This window comes from Lysobacter antibioticus (assembly GCF_001442535.1).
Taxonomy (GTDB): domain Bacteria; phylum Pseudomonadota; class Gammaproteobacteria; order Xanthomonadales; family Xanthomonadaceae; genus Lysobacter; species Lysobacter antibioticus.
In genome coordinates this window covers 984,110-1,001,204 of sequence record NZ_CP013141.1, presented here as the reverse complement: position 1 = coordinate 1,001,204, position 17,095 = coordinate 984,110, and the positions used below count along the sequence as shown (strand labels likewise).

Annotated in this window: 18 protein-coding genes; 9 read left to right on the top strand and 9 right to left on the bottom strand. The window is 68.5% G+C overall.

What is annotated here, in order from left to right; genetic code table 11:
- Positions 1 to 16: 16 nt before the first annotated feature.
- Both GLA29479_RS04230 and GLA29479_RS04225 read right to left on the bottom strand, forming a co-directional pair.
- The gene (locus GLA29479_RS04230) at positions 17 to 895 is read right to left on the bottom strand and encodes an alpha/beta hydrolase (RefSeq protein WP_057970873.1); all 879 of its coding nucleotides are present in this window, start codon (positions 893 to 895) and stop codon (positions 17 to 19) included.
- A gap of 201 nt (positions 896 to 1,096) precedes the next feature.
- Positions 1,097 to 2,008, bottom strand: coding sequence for a CsgG/HfaB family protein (locus GLA29479_RS04225; protein WP_425599969.1), 912 nt, complete (start codon positions 2,006 to 2,008; stop codon positions 1,097 to 1,099).
- 354 nt (positions 2,009 to 2,362) lie between these two features.
- Here GLA29479_RS04225 and GLA29479_RS04220 point away from each other — a divergent pair, with 354 nt between their 5' ends.
- Positions 2,363 to 3,523, top strand: a complete 1,161-nt coding sequence (locus GLA29479_RS04220; RefSeq protein ID WP_057970871.1) for an AAA family ATPase — start codon at positions 2,363 to 2,365, stop codon at positions 3,521 to 3,523.
- Positions 3,524 to 3,689: 166 nt separating this feature from the next.
- Here GLA29479_RS04220 and GLA29479_RS04215 read toward each other — a convergent pair whose 3' ends face one another.
- On the bottom strand, positions 3,690 to 4,631 hold the full coding sequence (locus GLA29479_RS04215; protein ID WP_057970870.1) for a LysR substrate-binding domain-containing protein: 942 nt from the start codon (positions 4,629 to 4,631) through the stop codon (positions 3,690 to 3,692).
- Between the two features lie 141 nt (positions 4,632 to 4,772).
- On the opposite strand from GLA29479_RS04215, the gene GLA29479_RS04210 reads away from it, so the two are divergent.
- The 3 genes from GLA29479_RS04210 to GLA29479_RS04200 all read left to right on the top strand — a co-directional run bounded on the left by GLA29479_RS04210 (position 4,773) and on the right by GLA29479_RS04200 (position 7,076).
- Positions 4,773 to 5,789 (top strand): zinc-dependent alcohol dehydrogenase family protein, encoded by a 1,017-nt coding sequence (locus GLA29479_RS04210; protein WP_057970869.1) that lies wholly within the window; start codon positions 4,773 to 4,775, stop codon positions 5,787 to 5,789.
- Positions 5,790 to 5,949: 160 nt separating this feature from the next.
- Positions 5,950 to 6,516 (top strand): GNAT family N-acetyltransferase, encoded by a 567-nt coding sequence (locus GLA29479_RS04205; protein WP_057918822.1) that lies wholly within the window; start codon positions 5,950 to 5,952, stop codon positions 6,514 to 6,516.
- Complete coding sequence (locus GLA29479_RS04200; protein WP_057970868.1) at positions 6,513 to 7,076, top strand: GNAT family N-acetyltransferase; 564 nt, start codon at positions 6,513 to 6,515, stop codon at positions 7,074 to 7,076. Before GLA29479_RS04205 ends, GLA29479_RS04200 begins: the two co-directional genes overlap by 4 nt.
- 1 nt (position 7,077) lies before the next feature.
- Here GLA29479_RS04200 and GLA29479_RS04195 read toward each other — a convergent pair whose 3' ends face one another.
- The 4 genes from GLA29479_RS04195 to GLA29479_RS04180 form a co-directional block, all read right to left on the bottom strand.
- On the bottom strand, positions 7,078 to 8,160 hold the full coding sequence (locus GLA29479_RS04195) for a DNA methyltransferase (RefSeq protein ID WP_057970867.1): 1,083 nt from the start codon (positions 8,158 to 8,160) through the stop codon (positions 7,078 to 7,080).
- Positions 8,147 to 9,280, bottom strand: coding sequence for a radical SAM family protein (locus GLA29479_RS04190; RefSeq protein WP_057970866.1), 1,134 nt, complete (start codon positions 9,278 to 9,280; stop codon positions 8,147 to 8,149). The genes GLA29479_RS04195 and GLA29479_RS04190 overlap by 14 nt, the downstream gene beginning before the upstream one ends.
- Before the next feature lie 117 nt (positions 9,281 to 9,397).
- Positions 9,398 to 10,822, bottom strand: coding sequence for a nicotinate phosphoribosyltransferase (locus GLA29479_RS04185; RefSeq protein ID WP_057918818.1), 1,425 nt, complete (start codon positions 10,820 to 10,822; stop codon positions 9,398 to 9,400).
- Positions 10,823 to 10,896: 74 nt separating this feature from the next.
- Positions 10,897 to 11,952 (bottom strand): bifunctional nicotinamide-nucleotide adenylyltransferase/Nudix hydroxylase, encoded by a 1,056-nt coding sequence (locus GLA29479_RS04180; protein ID WP_057970865.1) that lies wholly within the window; start codon positions 11,950 to 11,952, stop codon positions 10,897 to 10,899.
- A gap of 139 nt (positions 11,953 to 12,091) precedes the next feature.
- Here GLA29479_RS04180 and GLA29479_RS04175 point away from each other — a divergent pair, with 139 nt between their 5' ends.
- Positions 12,092 to 13,084: a hypothetical protein gene (locus GLA29479_RS04175; RefSeq protein ID WP_248842796.1), complete on the top strand. Its 993-nt coding sequence runs from the start codon at positions 12,092 to 12,094 to the stop codon at positions 13,082 to 13,084.
- 114 nt (positions 13,085 to 13,198) lie between these two features.
- Here GLA29479_RS04175 and GLA29479_RS04170 read toward each other — a convergent pair whose 3' ends face one another.
- Positions 13,199 to 13,426 carry an RNA-binding S4 domain-containing protein gene (locus GLA29479_RS04170; protein WP_057918816.1) on the bottom strand — a complete coding sequence of 76 codons (228 nt, stop codon included), beginning with the start codon at positions 13,424 to 13,426 and terminating at the stop codon, positions 13,199 to 13,201.
- A 171-nt stretch (positions 13,427 to 13,597) separates the two neighbouring features.
- Between GLA29479_RS04170 and GLA29479_RS04165 the strand changes: the two genes are divergently transcribed.
- Together GLA29479_RS04165 and GLA29479_RS04160 are read left to right on the top strand one after the other, a co-directional pair.
- Entirely contained in the window at positions 13,598 to 14,590 is a 993-nt protein-coding gene (locus tag GLA29479_RS04165; protein WP_057970864.1) for a zinc-dependent alcohol dehydrogenase family protein, read from the top strand.
- Positions 14,591 to 14,600: 10 nt separating this feature from the next.
- Positions 14,601 to 14,990, top strand: coding sequence for an MAPEG family protein (locus GLA29479_RS04160; protein WP_057970863.1), 390 nt, complete (start codon positions 14,601 to 14,603; stop codon positions 14,988 to 14,990).
- Position 14,991: 1 nt separating this feature from the next.
- On the opposite strand, the gene GLA29479_RS04155 is transcribed toward GLA29479_RS04160, so the two are convergent.
- Positions 14,992 to 15,261 (bottom strand): GIY-YIG nuclease family protein, encoded by a 270-nt coding sequence (locus tag GLA29479_RS04155; RefSeq protein WP_057970862.1) that lies wholly within the window; start codon positions 15,259 to 15,261, stop codon positions 14,992 to 14,994.
- Positions 15,262 to 15,412: 151 nt separating this feature from the next.
- Between GLA29479_RS04155 and GLA29479_RS04150 the strand changes: the two genes are divergently transcribed.
- Positions 15,413 to 16,447 carry a fatty acid desaturase gene (locus tag GLA29479_RS04150; protein WP_057970861.1) on the top strand — a complete coding sequence of 345 codons (1,035 nt, stop codon included), beginning with the start codon at positions 15,413 to 15,415 and terminating at the stop codon, positions 16,445 to 16,447.
- 325 nt (positions 16,448 to 16,772) lie between these two features.
- Positions 16,773 to 17,084 carry a metalloregulator ArsR/SmtB family transcription factor gene (locus GLA29479_RS04145; protein ID WP_031373429.1) on the top strand — a complete coding sequence of 104 codons (312 nt, stop codon included), beginning with the start codon at positions 16,773 to 16,775 and terminating at the stop codon, positions 17,082 to 17,084.
- The last annotated feature ends 11 nt before the right edge of the window (positions 17,085 to 17,095 follow it).

Here is a 17,095-nt window from a genome sequence, read left to right as displayed (position 1 = left end):
GAGGTAAGAGACGAAGTCAGCCCGCCGGGCGCGGACGGACTTGCTCGGCCAGGAATCCGGCCAGCGCGCGACGGAACTCCGGCGAGTCGGCGGCGTTCGTATGATCGCGCGCGGGCACGATCAGCAGCCGCTTGCGCTCTGCGGGCTGGGGCGTCGCCTGGTACAGAGCCTCGGCGAAGCGCGGCGGCGTGGCGGTGTCGTTCTCGCCCGCGACGAACAGCACCGGCTCGTCCAGGGTGGCGACGACCTGTTGGTTGCCCTGGCCGGCCAACGCGCCCGCCGGGGCGACACGCCGCACCAGCATTCGCGCCCACAGCTTCTGCCGGGAGCGCATGTACGCGCCCCAATCGTCGAAGCTGGTCACCGAGCTTTCCAGGATCAATCCGTCCAGCTGGCGCGCCGCGGCGACCTGGCCGGCCATGAAGCTGCCCAGCGAATGGCCGTGCACGATCAGCGGCATCGCGCCCAGTTCGTGATCTTTACGCAGGCTGTCGTAGACGGTGGTCGCGTCGGCCAGCAAGGCCTCCAGCGAGGCGGTGCCGGTGCTGGCGCCATAGCCGCGGTGATCGACCAGGACGAAGTTGACCGGCGCCTCGGCATAGGCCTTGGCGCTGGTCGCGGCATGCTTGGCCACGGTGTAGCCGTTGCCGCCGAAATACAGCACCGTGGCGACCGCGTCGCTGCGCAGGAAACGCAGCGAATACAGCTGCGCGCCGTCGGCGGCGGCGATGCGGGTTTCTTCGATGCGGTAAGCCGGAAGCCGGGTGCGCAACGCGGCCAGGTCGGCCGAGGGCGCCGCGCGCGGGATCACGATGTTGTCCTCGCGCACGTGCCAGGTGCAGGCGGACAGGCTGACGACGAGCCACAACGAACACAGACGGCGGACGAGCTGCATGGGTTCCTCCCTGAGAATGACGGTGCGTTGCCTGGCCGGCCCGCGGCGGACGATGCCGCTGTGCACCGGCTCGCATGTATCGCCGATTGCCCGGCCGAAAGAAAGCGGGCCGATCCGGCGGGGCGGTGCGGCAGCGAACCGCGCTAACGAAAAAGGCCGCCGGTTTCCCGGCGGCCTTCGCGTGCGCGAACGGGTCGCGGCTTACTTCGACAGTTCCAGCGCCAGCGAGGACACCCAGCCCTTGTTGCCGAGTTCGTCTTCGACTTCCCACATCGCACCCTGCTTGGTGCCGGTGGGGTAGAGCATCATGCCCGGGTCGAGCGGACGCACGACCTTGCCGCTGCCGGAAGCGTTGGCGAACAGGCGCGCGGCCTTGACCACGGTGACGGCCTGCTGCGCGTTCGATGCCGACGGGTTGCCCGACAGGCCGCCGAGTTCGGTCACCAGGTTGGTGTAGGCCTGCAGGTAGGCCATGGTGATGACCTGGCCGACTTCGGTGTTGGCATACCCGGACACGCCGGCGCCGCCGAGACCGCTGCTGCCGAACAGCGCGCCGCTGGCGCCGAAGCCGATATCGGTCTTCTTGGCGCTGCCTTCGGCCATCGCGACCTGCTCGGACGAACGCACGTCGGTGACGGTCAGGACCACGTCGGCGGTCTTCTTGCTGAAGTTGAGGTTGCTGGCCACCGCGCCGGCCTTGCCGCCGATCAAGCCGCCGAGCAGGCCGCCGATCGCGTTGCCGCCGGCGTTGCTGTTCTTGGAGATCAGGTCGGGCACCAGCACGTAGTCGGCGGCGCGGACCTGGCCCTTGCCGATGTTGGACTTGTTGCGCAGCTGGCCGCTGGAGGCGAGTTCGCGTTCGCGCATGGCCATGTCCATGCCGGCGCCGCGGTCGACCAGGGTGAAGCAACGCGACTTCTGCACGAACACCTTGATCAGCTTGCTCGGAGCCGGCAGCTGTTGGCCGCTCCACCAGTTGACCGTGTCTTCCGGCTCGATCACCGAGATCGCGCCCAGGTTCTTCGAGCAGGTCGGAATCTGGTTCATTTTTTCCGCACGCAGATCCTGCGCGCTCTTTCTCTGCGCCCAGCCCGGTGCGGCGCTCAGCGCCATACCCAGCCCGATCACGCACGCCACCGCTTGAATTCCCCTGCTTGCCGTCTTCATCGTTTCTTCCTTAATACTGCTTTCCTGTTTGCCGCGACACGATGATCGCGGCGCCTGACGGAGTCCGTTCGTCACCCGGCTTGCGCTGCCTGAGCAGCGGGAGGTCGCCGGGGCCCCAGACGAAGTCGGCCGCGACGGATCGCGCCCGAGTGGAGACTCGCCCGCCAATGATAACGTGATCGCCGTTCGCTTCAGGTCACCCACCCGTCGACTTTGACAGGCGGTCGCGGCCGGCGAGACGGGCGTGGCCTACAAGAGCGGGCCCGTGCGTCGCACCGTTTTCCCCTCGAGTCCCAGCCCATGTTGAGCACCCTGGCCGTCGCCAATTACCGGTCCCTGCGCCAGCTCGCGCTGCCGATGGGCCGCTTGAACCTGGTCACCGGCGCCAACGGCAGCGGCAAGTCGAATCTCTATCGTGCCTTGCGCCTGCTGGCCGAAACCGCCCAGGGCGGGGTGGTGCCGGCGCTGGCGCGCGAGGGCGGGCTCGGCTCGACCCTGTGGGCCGGCCCGGAAACGATCTCGCCGCGGATGAAGCGCGGCGAGGTGCCGGTGCAGGGCGTGGCGCGCACCGAACCGGTGTCGCTGCGGCTGGGTTTCGCCGGCGACGAGTACGGTTATGCGATCGACCTCGGTCTGCCGGTGCCGAGCCGTTCCCTGTTCGCCCACGACCCGGAGATCAAGCGCGAGGTGATCTGGAGTGGGCCGTTTCTGCGCCCGGCCAGCGTGCTGGTCGACCGGCGCGGGGCGATGGCGCGGGTGCGCGACGGCCGTGGATGGCGGGTGGCGGCCGAACATCTGAGTCCGTTCGAGAGTCTGTTCGGCCAGATCGCCGACCCGCAGACCGCGCCCGAGGTGCTGAGCCTGCGCGAGACCATCCGCGGCTGGCGTTTCTACGATCACTTCCGCAGCGACGCGCAAGCGCCGGCGCGGCAGCCGCAGCTCGGCACGCGCACGCCGGTGCTGAGCCACGACGGCCGCGACTTGGCCGCGGCCTGGCAGACCATTCGTGAGATCGGCGACCCGCAGGCGCTCAACGAAGCGGTGGCCGATGCGTTCCCCGGCGCGCGCGTGAGCGTGGTCGGCGACGGTGGGCGTTTCCTGTTGGAATTTTCCCAGCACGGTCTGTTGCGGCCCTTGTCGGCGGCGGAATTGTCCGACGGCACCTTGCGTTATCTGCTGTGGATCGCCGCCTTGCACACGCCGCGGCCACCGCCGTTGATGGTGCTCAACGAACCCGAGACCAGCCTGCATCCGGACCTGTTGCCGGCCTTGGCGCGCTTGATCGCGCGCGCCGCCACCCGCACCCAGGTCTGGGTGGTGTCGCACGCCTCGCGTCTGATCGCGGCCCTGGAGGCCGAGCCGGCTTGCAACACCATCCAGTTGGAAAAGCAGTTCAGCCAGACCGGTGTGGTGGGGCAGGGCATGTTGGATGCGCCGGCGTGGTATTGGCCGGAGCGGTAGGCGAAGCAACTGCGCGTTGGTGGCGACGGCATCGACTGCACTCGCAACAGCAAATCCCCCCTCGGCCCCCTTTTTCAAGGGGGGCAGGGGGGATTTGCTCTTGCTTCTGTGGTCAGACCAGAGCAAAGCGAGCGACTAACGAATCACCCGGCACCCATCGGCGCATCTAGCCGCAGACCACCGCCGGGTTGGCCGGGTCCCACGCCACCAGCTGCGGGATACGCTCCACCAACAAGTCGATCGCCGCGCGGGTGCGCAGCGGCAGGTAATGGGTGTGCGGCCAGACTGCGTTGATGCGGCTGCCGATGACACGGTCGGCGTACATCACCATCTCCAGTTCGCCGTTGCGGACGTAACGCGACAACATCCAGCACGGCAGCAGGGCCAGGCCGGCACCGGCGACCGCGGCGTCGGCGATGGCTTCAAGATCATCGAAACGCAAGCGCGCCTGGACCCGCGGTTCGCGCACTTCGCCGTCGTCGTCGCGCAACCGCCACGGCACGGTGTGGCCGTTGCGCCCGTACACGACGGCCTGATGGCCTTCGAATTCGTCGACGTTGCGCGGCCGTCCGCAGCGCGCCAGGTAGTCTGGCGAGGCGCAAATGCCGAGCCGTTCTTCGGTCAGCTGACGCGCCGCCAAAGTCGAGCTGTCGGGCAAACGGCCGATGCGGATCGCCAGGTCGTAGCCGTCCTCGACCAGGTCGACGACGCGGTCGCTGAAGGACAGGTCGATGTCGAGGCGCGGATGGCGTTGCGCCAGCTCCAGCATCACCGGCGCCACGCAACGGCGGCCGAACTGGACCGATGCGCTGACCCGCAGGCGCCCGCTCGGTTCGCGCCGGCCGCTGTCCAGCGCGGCCTCGGCGGCGTCGAGTTCGGCCAGGGCTTTGACGCAACGTTCGTAATAGGCTTGGCCGTCGTCGGTCAGGCTCTGCCGGCGTGTGCTGCGGTTGAACAGGCGCGCGCCGAGCTGCTGTTCGAGCCGGGCGATGCGCTTGCCGATCGCCGAACGGGTCACGCCCAGACGCTCGGCCGAGACCGCGAAACTGCCGGCCTCGGCCGCTTGGACGAAGGCGACGATGCCGAGCAATCGGTCGTTGACGGCCATATTGGTTCCTGGTGCGCTACAGAATGTGGATTAAGAAGAGGCACTGCGGATGTATCGGAAGCGATATCGTAGCGCCACTCGATCGTTCCGGCACCTGTTCCCGACCGCCGACGGTCGTCTCCCCTCACACAAGAGACAAACATGAAGGCTTATCGCATCGATAGTGGCGCCGGCATCGGCGCGTTGCAGCAGTTCGAGCGCGCGTCCGCGCCGTTGGGCGCCGGCCAGGTCCGGATCCGGGTGCGCGCGGTGTCGCTGAACTTCCGCGACCTGATGATTGCCAAGGGCACCTATCTGCGCGACCCGGTGGCGCCGTTCGTGCCGGCCTCCGATGCGGTCGGCGAGATCGTCGAAGTCGGTGCGGCGGGTTCGCTGTGGAAAGTCGGCGACCGCGTCGCCACCAGCTTTTTCCCGTATTGGCTGCAGGGTGCGCCGACGCCTTACGCCACCCGCGATGCCTTCGGCGCGGTCGTCGACGGCGTGCTGGCCGAAGAAATCGTGGTCTCCGAACAGTCCGTGTTCGCGGTGCCCGCGCATCTCGACGATGCCCAGGCCGCTACCCTGACCTGCGCCGGCGTCACCGCCTGGAACGCGATGTTCGTCGAGGCGAAGCTGCAGCCCGGCGCCAGCGTGCTGCTGCTCGGCACCGGCGGCGTCTCGATCTGGGGCCTGCAACTGGCCAAGGCCGCCGGCCTGCAGGCGATCGTCACGTCCTCGAGCGACGAGAAGCTGGTCCGCGCCAAGGCGCTCGGCGCCGATGCGACCGTCAACTACCGCACCACCCCGGAATGGCAGGACGAAGTGCGCGCGCTGACCGGCGGCCGCGGCGTCGACGCGGTGCTCGAAGTCGGCGGCAAGGGCACCTTGCAGCGTTCGATCGATGCCGCGGCGATGGGCGGCACCATCGCCGTCATCGGCGGCGTCAGCGGCTTCGCCGGCGAGTTCGATCCGTTCGCGCTGATCACCGGCGCCAAGCGCCTGTCGGGCATCTACGTCGGCAGCCGCGGCATGGCCGAGGACTTGTCGCGTTTCGTCGGCGTCAACCGCATCGTCCCGGTGGTCGATCGCGTGTTCGGTTTCGACCAGGCGCGCCAGGCCTACGACTATCTCGACGGCGGCGCTCACTTCGGCAAGGTCGTGATCCAGGTCGCCGGCTAAGCGGCATCCGCTCGGGAATACCTGCGGCGGCCGCGGAACGTTCCGCGGCCGTCGTACGCGCGCGCGGCGCAGCGGCTGTCGCGCACTGCGACTTTCCGCCGATGTGCGGGGCGCGGGCGGTGTGCGATCTTGGTCGCAACGCTGCCAGTCCCGAACGCGCATGACTACCGCCCATACCTCCACATCGCCTACGACCGCCGACGCCGTGCGGATCCGCCGCGCCGGCGCCGACGATGCCGGCGCGCTCGCGCTGGCCGGTGCGGCCACGTTCCTGGAAACCTTCGCCGGCATCCTGCACGGGCGCGACATCGTCGAGCACTGCCGCAAGCAACATGCGCCGCAGGTCTATGCGGATTGGCTGGACGATGCCGGCGCGGCGCTGTGGCTGGCCGAAACCGCCGAAGGCGCGGCCCCGGTCGGCTATGCGGTGATCGCGCCGCCCAAGTTGCCGCTGCACGATCTGAGCGAGGACGACCTCGAACTCAAGCGCATCTATCTGCTCTCGCGTTTCCATGGCGGCGGCGTCGGACGCGAGTTGATGGAGCAGGCGGTCGCCGAGGCGCGCGTACGCGGTGCGCGACGTTTGCTGCTCGGCGTCTATGCCGGCAACACGCGGGCTTTGGCGTTCTATGCCCGCAACGGTTTCGAGCACGTCGGCGAGCGCCGCTTCCAGGTCGGCGGCAATACCTACGGCGACGCCATTCTGGCGCTGGACTTGCGCCGGTGAGCGTCCTCGTCGAGCGCCTCGGCGCCGGGCGCATCGAGGCCGCGTTGAGCCTGGACGGCAGTTTCCTGGTCGATTCGCGGCTGAGGCTGCACGCGCGCGACGGCATCATCGGCTACGAAGTGGTCGCGCTGGCGCCGTACCGCAAGCGCTACGGCGACGAGGCCGGCGATGACGACTTGCGCGACTATCTCGCCGCCGCCGATCGCGTCGCCTTCGTCGCGATCGAGCGCGGTGAGGTCGTCGGCCGCGTGCTGGTGTCGACGAACTGGAACGGCCATGCCCTGATCGACGACATCGCGGTCGACGCCGGCCATCGGCGCAGCGGCGCGGGTGCGGCCTTGCTGGGTCGCGCCATCGCCTGGGCGCGCGAGTGCGGGCATCCGGGCGTGATGCTCGAAACCCAGGACCGCAACGTCGCGGCCTGCCGCTTCTACGAGCGCCACGGCTTCATCCTCGGCGGCTTCGACCGATGCCATTACGCCCACGATGCGGCCGTGCGGGACGAGATCGCCTTGTTCTGGTACCTCGACCTCGCTGCCCCTGACGTAGCGGGCGACTGATTCAGGCGCTGTCGGCTTGCTGTTGGCTGGCGAGCCCCGACCCCAGCCCCAGCCCCAGATCCAGGCGCACCAAACGGCCGAGCCGATCGCGCCGCTGCGCACGCAGATACCAATGCTGCGCCAGCCGTTCGATCCGCAGCGGCGGCCGCACCGGCTCGCCCCACAGGGTCAGTTCGTAATGGCGTTCGTGCAGCCAATACAGCAGGCGATTGAGCTCGGCCTCGTCGTCGGGCAGGCACAGGTCGGCATCGGCCGGCGGACGCGGCAAGGCCTGCGGCCCGTGTTCGAGCCAACGCGCGAAGCTGCCGTACAGCGTGTATTCGAAACCGGCCGCGCGCATCGCCTCGAGCTCGCCGCGGGTGCTGTCGAGGCAGACCGTCTCGGCGATTTTCTGGAACACCAGCGCGTACTCGTGGCTGCGGTTGCTGCGAGTGGAAGCCGCTGACAGCGGTTCGGCGTCGCGCTCGTAGCACAGCAGCCGCTCTTCGCGCGCCACGAACAGTTCGCCGAGCATGCGGCCCAGGTCCCAGGCCAGCGGCAACATGCGGCCCTCGACGACCACGTTCTCGGCCATCGCGATGCACAAGCCGCCCTCGGGCAAGGCCTTGCGCACGGCATGGAAGATGTCGCGCAAACGCTGCAGGTAAGCGGCGTAGTCGCGTTCGTCGTAGAGTTGGCCCGCGTTCGCGCCGGCCTGCGGCCAGCGGCAGCCGAAGTAGGGCACGCTGGTCAGGCACAGGTCGATCGGGCGCGGGATCTCGACCTGCGGCAGGCCGCCGACCGCGATGGGCGCATCGACGCCGTGGCGCGCGAGGCGCTCGCGGGCGAGTGCGGCGCGGCCGGCGTCGATTTCGGTGCCGCAGCCGCTGCGGCCTTCGAGCGCGGCGGCGAGCAAGGTCGTGCCGAAGCCGCAGAACGGATCGAACACGCATTGCCCGGGTCGGGAGAAATGCCGCACGAACGGTCGCATCTGGTTGACCCAGCCGCAGTCGCGCCCGGCCAGGCCGTCGCGCTGGCGCAAGTCTTCGGGCAGACGGTGCTCGGGCGGATCGGGCGTGAGCACCCACCAACTACGGCTGTCCATGCGCGGGCTCCCAGAGAATGTCGCGGTCGGGCTGCCAACCCGCGCACAGGCGGCCGTTGGCGTGGAAAACGAGCTTGTAGAGGTCGCCGCTGGCATGGCGGCGATGCATCGCGGTGTAGTCGGAGGACTCGAACACCAGCTCCAGGCCGCGGCGCTCGTCGTGCAGGCGCAGGTTCCAGAAGTAATAGCCCTCGGTGATCTGTTGCGGCGTCATCTTCGACCACCACGATGCGGCCATGCAGTCGGCCAGCACGTCCTCGACGGCGACGCGCTCGCGCTCGATGTAGCGGCGGCTGGCGTTGTCGCGATAGTCCGGGCCGAGGCGCGAGAACTCGCGGAAGATCACCGTGCCCGCGCCGCAGTGCTGCGCCCAATCCAGGTACGCCTCGATGCCGGCGGCATCGTCGACGCCGCCGTGTTGGAGGATGCAGACCTGACGCAGGGGCAGTGCGTCGGCGATGCCGCGCGCGACGCGCTCGAACACCGCGGCCTCGGCGATGGCCTCGTGCTCGCGAAAACGCATGATGGCCTGGTTGCGCAAGGGGTCGGGATGGTGGCGCGACAACTCGACCCAGGACAGCCCGAACTCTTGCAGGGCGGCGATCAACTCGGGGCCGCGACCGCGGGCGAAACCGGCGCCGTTGCTGTAGAGCACGCGTTCTTCGACGACGACGCCATCGCCTTCGGCTTGGGCGAGCGTGCTCAGCAATTGCAGGAACCAGGCTTCATCGTCGCTGGCTTCCAGCCCCGACAGCGACCACGACAGCGGTACGCCGCGCAACTGCGCCAGCGCCTGCGACAAACTCGCGAAGTAATCGGCAGCGGGCCGCAGGGTCTGCGCGAGCGTGCCGTGTTCGAGCGGGCGCAGGGTTTCCGAACAGAACCGGCATCGCGCCGAGCAGGCGCGCGCGGAAGCGTAAGGGGTGAAAGTGATCGGTTGAGCGAAGCGGTAATCGCGGCCGTTCAAGCGGTGCGAATACCAGCGAGCGTCGTCGTCGCCGGGCGCGCGTCGCGCGAGTTGCGGCGTCGCCGCGCGCAGACGTTCGAACAGGGGCGAGGCGGCGCTGAGGGGCAGGCTGGCCGGATCGGCGGCGGCAAGCCCTTCGAGAGGGGCTGGCATGGCTGGGTCCTGGATGGGATTCGTGCGTTGGCGTGCGGATCGCGGGCTTGCCTTCGCTTTGACCCTCTCCCTCGCACGGGAGAGGGGACGCAAGCGAGGTTTCAGCCCACCCTTACCTCAAAGCCGCGCCGCATTCGCCAGCGCGCGCACCTGGGCGAAGGTCCAGTCGTTGACGATGCGGCCGTCCTCCCACACCGTCACCATGGCATCGTCGAAGCCCATCGGCTTGACCGCTTCTTCCAGCGAGGCCGCTTCCGGCGGTACCGGCACGGTCTTGAAGTGGCCGTATTCGCGATGCCGCACCAGGGTCATGCGGCCGCGCTTGCTCGACTTGCCCTTGTCGGTGACCGGGTCCTTGTAGACATCGATCCACTCGCCGTCGATGCGCGCGGCCGAGCACTTGAGCGCGAACTTCTGGGTGTCGCGGTCCAGGCGCTGCAGCAGCGCGCCGCCCATGCCGAAGGCGAGGTTGTCGGTGGCGTAGCCGTAGCTGGTGATGCGTTCGAGAATCGCGCGGATGCTGGTCGGGTTGATGCCGTCGCCCTGGATCACCCGCACGTGGTTGAGCACCTTGTAGCCCTTGCCGTTGACGGTGTGGCCGAAGGCTTCGTCGAGCATGCTCACGCATTGATGGACGACGTCGACCGGGTCGCCCGAGTCCGGACGCACCACCAGGGTCGCGCCGGAGGCGATCACTTCATCGCGCAGGGTTTTGCCCCAATGCTCGCGGATCGCGTGGAAGATGTCGTAGCTGTCGGAGACCACGGCGACGATCGCGCCGGGCTTGCCGAACTGGGTCAGCATGTTGCGATAGGCATCGACCTCGTGCTCGCGGCCCCAACTGGTGATGGTGCTGTGCTCGGCCGCCGGAATCGAATAGCCCGCCATCGGCTCGTGGTAGTAACGGCGCGCCAGCAGCAAACCCGAGACGGTGTCGGTGCCGAGGAAGTTGACCAGGTGCGCGGCGCCGCCGAATGCCGCCGATTCGGTGCTCGACACGCCGCGCGCGCCGAAGTCGTGCAGCTTGAACGGCAACTGGCCTTCGGGGTCGTCGCTGGTGCGTTCGAGGAACTGGCGGATGGTCTGCTTGGCGTGCCAGCTGATCGTCGCCACGGTGACCGGATACCACAGCCGCAGCAACAGGGTTTCCAGATAGGACGGCACCCAGTAGGCCTGCGGGTCGGTTGATTCGATCGTCACCAGGGCCTGGTGGGTCGGCACCACCGTGCCCTCGGGCACGGCGCGGATGCGGATCGGCAGCAGGCCGCCGTGGGTGTCGACGATATAGCGCCAGCCGGCTTCGTTGAAGGGCTCGCCGTGGGCGGCGAACAGGTCGCGCGCCTCGTCGATGTCGGCGTGGGTGACCGGCTTGGCCAGGTATTCCTTGAGGATCGCCTGCAGGCCGAAGAACACGGTGCGGTCGTGCACGCCGCCGCGCGATTCCACATAGAAGAAGGTGGCGTCGGTGCCGGGCGGGTATTGCAGCCAGTGGCTGGCCTTGTAGCTGTCGGTGTTGAGCAGCAGGTTGTCGAGGCATTGCATGACGGGAAGCTCCTTCGCGTCGAGTGTGGCCGGCGGTCTGTCCACCGGCGCGGAAACCGGGCGGTCCGGATGGATCAGCCGCGGCCGAGAAAGTATTCGAGGATGTGCAGGTGGTCTTCGTAGAGTTGCGGGCCCATCTCCAGCGCTTCGGCCACCGCGATCCAGCGCGCTTTGTCGGCGTCGTCGCCGCCGCGCACCGGCGGCAGTTCGCCGCTCGGGAAATCGAAGTGGTAGGCGTGGGTGATGGTGCGGCCGCGCGAGCTGCGCTCGGGGTGATCGAACACGCGCTCGCTCTTCAGCGAGCCCTTCAACACCGGCAGCGGCAGCTTGAGCCGGGTTTCCTCGCGCAGTTCGCGCAGGCAGGCATCGAGCAGACTCTCGCCCTGGCCGACGAAGCCGCCGGGCAAGGCCCACAGGCCCTTGCCCGGCTCGGCGCGGCGGCGCACCAGCAAGACGTGGCCGGAATGCACCACGACCGCGTCGGTGGTGACGAAGGTCGGCGGGTAGGGCGCATCGGCCCAGGCGGCGCGGTAGCGCTCGATGAACTGGTACTCGGCGACCAGTTGGGTAAACGCCGGCGAGCTCTTGCGGAAGGCTTCGAGCATGTCGAACACCGGGCCGGGCACGTTGGCGCGGATCAGCATCAGGCCGCCATGGCTGTCGATCTGGTTGGCTTCGAACAGATAGCGGCGCAGCTCGGTCGCCGACAAGGTGGCGGTGTGGCTGACGTCGACCAGCGGCCACTGCGGAAACTCGCGCAGGTAATAGCTGGAGGCGTCCTTGTCCATGCCGATCAGGCCGACCCGCGATTCGCTGCCGCCGCCGTCGTGGCGGACCGCCTCGGCGACGGTGCGCTGCACGCTGGCGATCCACTGGCTCTCGTTGTAGAGGTGGTCGCGCAGCGGCTGCACGATCAGGCGCTCGCCGGCGTCGGCCAGGGTGGCCTGGATCATCACCGCGCGCTCGGCGACGGTGAAGGGGTTCTTGATGGTGCGGGGGGTGTCGGCGGAACCGACCAGGAAGATGACCTTGCGGGCCTTGCCCAGCGCGTGGCGGGCGACGGCGGCATGGCCGTTATGGAAGGGCTCGAAGCGCCCGATGAAAACGAGGTAATCGAATTCGATTGCCATGAGAATCCCTCACGGTTTGAGTCGCCGCCGGTCTGTCCGAGGGCGTGGAGAAAATGCTACGCCGATGGCGCGCGCCGTCAAGTGCCGGCGTCGCCCGCAGGCTGCGCATACAATCGACCGACTTTGCATGGAGGCAGCGATGGCGATGATCGTTCCGGAGTTCTGGGCCGAAGCCCGGGTCCACGAGGCTTTCGATAAAGGCCACGCGAGCGGTCGGCGTTCGCTGACGGTGCGTCGCTTCGGGTGGTCCGATGCGAGTCTGCACGAGGCGCAGGCGATGGCCGATGCGCGGGCGCGCGAGGCCTTCGACCGCATCCTCGCCGGCGAGAGCCTGCTCAAGCGCGAGCCGCGCGTGCCTTACGACGCCGAGGGCCTGCCGATCCGCGAGCAGATCGTCGAGCGCGACGGCGACCTCGTCGTCACCCGCAACAGCTACGGCGCGCGCTGCCTCAATACCCCCGAGGTCTTGTTCGCCGACGTCGATTTCGATGAGCCGACCTCGGCCTGGCGCCGCAGCTATTTCTGGACCTCGCTCGCGCTCGCCATCGGCGTCGGCATCATCACGCGCTGGGGCCTGGGCGTGCTGACGATGATCGCGATGCTGTGGCTGTTCGCCTGGATCGCCAGCCTGCAGTCGCGGCGCAGACACCGCGCCGACGGCGGGCCGGAAGGGCGTGCGACCGCGCGCATCCAGGCCTTCGTCGCCGCGCATCCGGACTGGCATCTGCGTTTGTATCGCACGCCGAAGGGCTTGCGCTTGCTGGTCATGCACCGCGTGTTCGATCCGAACGAAGCGGCGGTGATCGAGTTCTTCGATGCGATCGGCGCCGATTCCTACTACGCGCTGCTGTGCCGGCGCCAACACTGCTTCCGCGCACGGGTCAGCCCGAAGCCCTGGCGCATCGGCATTCAGACCTATCTGCGGCCGCGCCCCGGCGTGTGGCCGATCGCCGCCGAGCGCTTGCCCGAACGCGAGCGCTGGGTCGCCGACTACGAGCGCAAGGCCGAGGGCTACGCCTCTTGCCGTTTCGTCGAGGCGCTCGGCAGCAGCGACTACGTCACCGCCACGCGCAGCGTGCAGCGCGCCCACGACGATTGGTGCAGGGCGACGACGACCTTGCCGTTGGCTTGAAGCGATGGCCGGGGTGGCCGCGCTCGATGCGCGCGGCGCTTCGGTCAGCCCGGCTTCGATAGGCCACGCCTCGATAGGCGTCGCTTCGATAGGTGGCGCTTCGATGAGCGGCGCTCAGGCGCCGGCGACGACCTCGATCGTCACGTCCTCGCAGGCCACCGTCTGACCGGCGCGGATCTTGCAGGTCTTGCGCAGCTCTACCTGGCCGTCGACGCGGACCGCGCCGCTGGCGACCATCGCCTTGCCGGCGCCGCCGCTGTCGCACAGGCCGACCAGCTTGAGCAATTGGTTGAGTTCGACGTGTTCGTGCTGGGCGTCGAGTTCGAAACGGATCGGTTGCATGCGGGCTGGGCGTGAACGGGTGGGGCAGGGTCGCAGTGCTGAGACCTGGGCGCAAGACGTTTGCACAGTCGCGGGCGTACTCTCGCGTATGCACTCGGCCGCCGGAGCCTGCGTGGATCGGGTTCCGGCCGGGCCGCAGCGCCCTTTCCACCGCCTCGAAGGACTCATTCCATGAAGAAAGCCCAGTACGCGCAGCGCGGCCCGGTGCCGCAGGACGTCATCGAGGCGGTCGAGTTCGAGGCGCCGCCGTTGAACGCGGGCCAGGTGCTGATCGAGGTACTGGCGTCGCCGATCAATCCCTCCGACGTACTGACCCTGACCGGCGAATACGGTCTGCTGCCGCCGCTGCCCGCGGTCGGCGGCAACGAGGGCGTGGGCCGGATCGCCGCGGTCGGGCCCGAGGTGAGCCATCCCCAGGTCGGGCAAACCGTGCTGTTGCCGATCCAGGGCGGCAGTTGGGCCACCCACATGGTCGCCTCGGCCAAGGGGCTGGTGCCTTTGCCCGACGGCGCCGATCCCAAGCAATTGGCGATGATCACCATCAATCCGCCCACCGCCCTGCTGATGCTGAGCGAGTTCGTCGACCTGCAGCCCGGTGATTGGGTGATCCAGAACGCGGCCAATTCCGCGGTCGGCAGCTATCTGATCCAACTGGCGAAGCTGCGCGGCCTGCGCACCGTCAACGTGGTGCGGCGCGAGTCGGCGGTCGAGGCGGTGCGCGCGGCCGGCGCCGAGGTGGTGCTGGTCGACGGCGACGACCTCGCCAAGCGCGTGCGCGAAGTCACCCAGAAGGCGCCGATCCGGCTCGGCATCGACGCGGTCGGCGGCGTGGCGACCCAGCACCTCGCCCAATCCCTGGGCGAGGGCGGCGTGTTGGTCAACTACGGTGCGATGAGCGGCGAGGCCTGTTCGATCTCGCCGGCCTCGTTCGTGTTCCGCGACGTGACCCTGCGCGGTTTCTGGCTGTCGCGCTGGTTCCAGGCGGCGACGCCGCAGCGCCGCGCCGAGGTGTTCGGCGAAATCGGGCGCCTGGTCGCGAGCGGGCAACTCACCGCGCGGGTGCAGGCGACCTATGGCCTGGACCAGATCAAGCAGGCGGTCGCCGCGGCCGCCGCCGGCGAGCGCGACGGCAAGATCCTGATCCTGCCGAACGGTCCGGTCTGAGGGCGCGCGCATGAGCATCGAACTGCAGATGCTGGCCTGGTCGATCGCGCTCGCGATCGTGCACCTGCTGGTCGCGGCGACCTTCATGACCCAGCAGCGCGGGGTGCGCTGGAATGCCAGCGCACGCGACGGCACCCCGGAGCCCTTGAGCGGCGTGGCCGCACGCGTCGACCGGGCCTGGCGCAATTTCCTCGAAACCTTCCCCTTGTTCGCCGCGGCGGTGCTCGCGGTTGGGCTGGCCGGCCGCGGCAACGACGACACCGCGCTCGGTGCGCAGCTCTACTTCTGGGCGCGGCTGGTCTACGTGCCGGTGTACGCGGCCGGCATTCCCTACCTGCGTTCGGCGGTGTGGGCGGTGTCGCTGTGGGGCATGCTGAAGTTGCTGTGGGCCCTGTTCTGAGTCAGGCCGGGGCGGTTTCGGAGGCCGCGTTCGCGCAAAGCGCCCGTTTGGCGCTCGGCGACAGCTGCTTGATCGCATACTCCGCGCGCAGCGCCGACGAACGGTCGGGATGCGGAAACTGCGCCAACAGTCGCGCCGGCGGGTGCGAACGGGTGTAGCGCGCGCCCTTGCCGGCGACGTGTTCGGCGTAGCGGCGCTCCACATCGACGGCGATGCCCGTGTACAGGCTGCCGTCGCGGCATTCGATCAGATAGACGTACCAGGCGGACATGCCGCATAGCCTAGCCGGGGTGGGGGCGACCTGGCCGAAACCCGGGGCAAAAGTCCGAAGCCGGATAGCGATCACGTCCATACGCCTGCGAACGTCATTGCCAGGTCAGGAAGCGCTCACCACAATGGAACGTCCTTCATGGAGTTGCCGCTTGAACGCCGACGCCGAATCGCAATCCACCGTCACCAACCTGCGTCAGCTTTGCGCGCGTTTCGCCAAGCCCCACCTCGGACGGGCCGTCTGGCAACTGGTCAACACCCTGGTGCCGTTCGCCGCCCTGTGGACGCTGATGGCCTGGAGCGTGGTCGGTAACTGGGGCTACGGCTGGACCCTGCTGATGGCGATCCCGGCGGCCGGCCTGTACGTGCGCACCTTCATCATCCAGCACGACTGCGGCCACGGCTCGTTCTTCGCCAGCAGCCGCGCCAACGACCTGGTCGGCCGCTGCCTCGGCGTGGTCACCCTGTTCCCGTACGGCTATTGGAAGAAGACCCACGCCATCCACCACGGCACCTCGGGCAACCTCGACCGCCGCGAGATGGGCGACATCGAGACCCTGACCGTGGCCGAGTACCGCTCGCGCTCCTGGTTCGGGCGCCTGTGCTACCGCCTGTACCGCAGCACCCCGGTGCTGCTCGGCGTCGGCCCGCTGTACCAGTTCGTCATCAAGCACCGTTTCCCGTTCGACCTGCCCTTCACCTGGAAGCGCGAGTGGGCGAGCGTGCTGTTCAACAACCTGGCGCTGGGTCTGATCCTGCTGTCGATGGGCTTCGCGATCGGCTGGCACACCGTGCTGATGGTGCATCTGCCGGTGGTGTTGATCGCCGGCGCGGTCGGCGTGTGGCTGTTCTATGTCCAGCACACCTTCGAAGACGCGTACTGGACCCGCAAGGACGATTGGAACTCGCACGAAGCCGCCATCGCAGGCAGCTCGTTCTACGACCTGCCGCATATCGTGCATTGGTTCACCGGCAACATCGGTTACCACCACATCCACCATCTTTCCAGCCGCATCCCGAACTACCGCCTGCGCGAAGCCTACGAATCGAGCCCGCTGCTGCAGGCCGCACCGCGCCTGACCATCTGGTCGAGCCTGAAGTGCGCGCAGCTGAAGCTGTGGGACGAAGAGCTCAAGCGCATGGTCGGTTTCCCGAAGCGCGTGCGCGTAGAGGCCGTCGGCGCCTGAGCCGGGCTTCTCCCGTGCAGCGCAAGGCTGCACGGTCCGGGCCGCTGCCGGCGACGCGAGGCGTCGCCAGGGCCTGAGCGGCCGATTCGATGCCGCGACGCGAGCGGCCTGATCCGATACGACCCCAGTGAAGTCTGGCGACACTGCGTCGCCAGCGATGCTTGCCTTCGCGAGTCGCGTTGCGCCGCCGCGTCTGCGCCGTATTCCTTCCGGCCCGCCAGGCCGAGCCCAGGCACCGGCCCGACCGGCGGCGCTTGACTTCGAGTGGGTCGGAATTAGTATTTTAGTTAATTAAACAAATATCCGGGGCCGCGGTTTCCGCCTGATGCAGGACAAGATCTTCGAAGCCCTGGCCTCGTCGCCGCGACGGCAGATCCTGGCCTTCCTGTCCGAGCGCGAACTCAGCGCCGGCGACATCGCCGCGCGCTTCGAGATGAGCGCGCCGGCGATCTCGCGGCATCTGTCGGTGCTGGTCAACGCCGGGCTGATCAGCAGCGAGCGCCGCGGCCAGTTCGTGGTCTACAAGCTGGTGCCGGACAACCTGGTCAACACCCTGACCCAGTTCGCCTTCGAGATCTGCCCGGTGGGCGGGCCGCTCAAGCGCGAAAGCCGGCGCGCCAAGAAGGCGGCCGGCTGAGTTTCGTCTCT

Coding starts and splice junctions, on each gene's coding strand:
- GLA29479_RS04230 (WP_057970873.1), bottom strand. CDS start 895: ATGCAGCTCGTCCGCCGTCTGTGTTCGTTGTGGCTCGTCGTCAGCCTG.
- GLA29479_RS04225 (WP_425599969.1), bottom strand. CDS start 2,008: ATGGCGCTGAGCGCCGCACCGGGCTGGGCGCAGAGAAAGAGCGCGCAG.
- GLA29479_RS04220 (WP_057970871.1), top strand. CDS start 2,363: ATGTTGAGCACCCTGGCCGTCGCCAATTACCGGTCCCTGCGCCAGCTC.
- GLA29479_RS04215 (WP_057970870.1), bottom strand. CDS start 4,631: ATGGCCGTCAACGACCGATTGCTCGGCATCGTCGCCTTCGTCCAAGCG.
- GLA29479_RS04210 (WP_057970869.1), top strand. CDS start 4,773: ATGAAGGCTTATCGCATCGATAGTGGCGCCGGCATCGGCGCGTTGCAG.
- GLA29479_RS04205 (WP_057918822.1), top strand. CDS start 5,950: ATGACTACCGCCCATACCTCCACATCGCCTACGACCGCCGACGCCGTG.
- GLA29479_RS04195 (WP_057970867.1), bottom strand. CDS start 8,160: ATGGACAGCCGTAGTTGGTGGGTGCTCACGCCCGATCCGCCCGAGCAC.
- GLA29479_RS04190 (WP_057970866.1), bottom strand. CDS start 9,280: ATGCCAGCCCCTCTCGAAGGGCTTGCCGCCGCCGATCCGGCCAGCCTG.
- GLA29479_RS04185 (WP_057918818.1), bottom strand. CDS start 10,822: ATGCAATGCCTCGACAACCTGCTGCTCAACACCGACAGCTACAAGGCC.
- GLA29479_RS04180 (WP_057970865.1), bottom strand. CDS start 11,952: ATGGCAATCGAATTCGATTACCTCGTTTTCATCGGGCGCTTCGAGCCC.
- GLA29479_RS04175 (WP_248842796.1), top strand. CDS start 12,092: ATGGCGATGATCGTTCCGGAGTTCTGGGCCGAAGCCCGGGTCCACGAG.
- GLA29479_RS04170 (WP_057918816.1), bottom strand. CDS start 13,426: ATGCAACCGATCCGTTTCGAACTCGACGCCCAGCACGAACACGTCGAA.
- GLA29479_RS04165 (WP_057970864.1), top strand. CDS start 13,598: ATGAAGAAAGCCCAGTACGCGCAGCGCGGCCCGGTGCCGCAGGACGTC.
- GLA29479_RS04160 (WP_057970863.1), top strand. CDS start 14,601: ATGAGCATCGAACTGCAGATGCTGGCCTGGTCGATCGCGCTCGCGATC.
- GLA29479_RS04155 (WP_057970862.1), bottom strand. CDS start 15,261: ATGTCCGCCTGGTACGTCTATCTGATCGAATGCCGCGACGGCAGCCTG.
- GLA29479_RS04145 (WP_031373429.1), top strand. CDS start 16,773: ATGCAGGACAAGATCTTCGAAGCCCTGGCCTCGTCGCCGCGACGGCAG.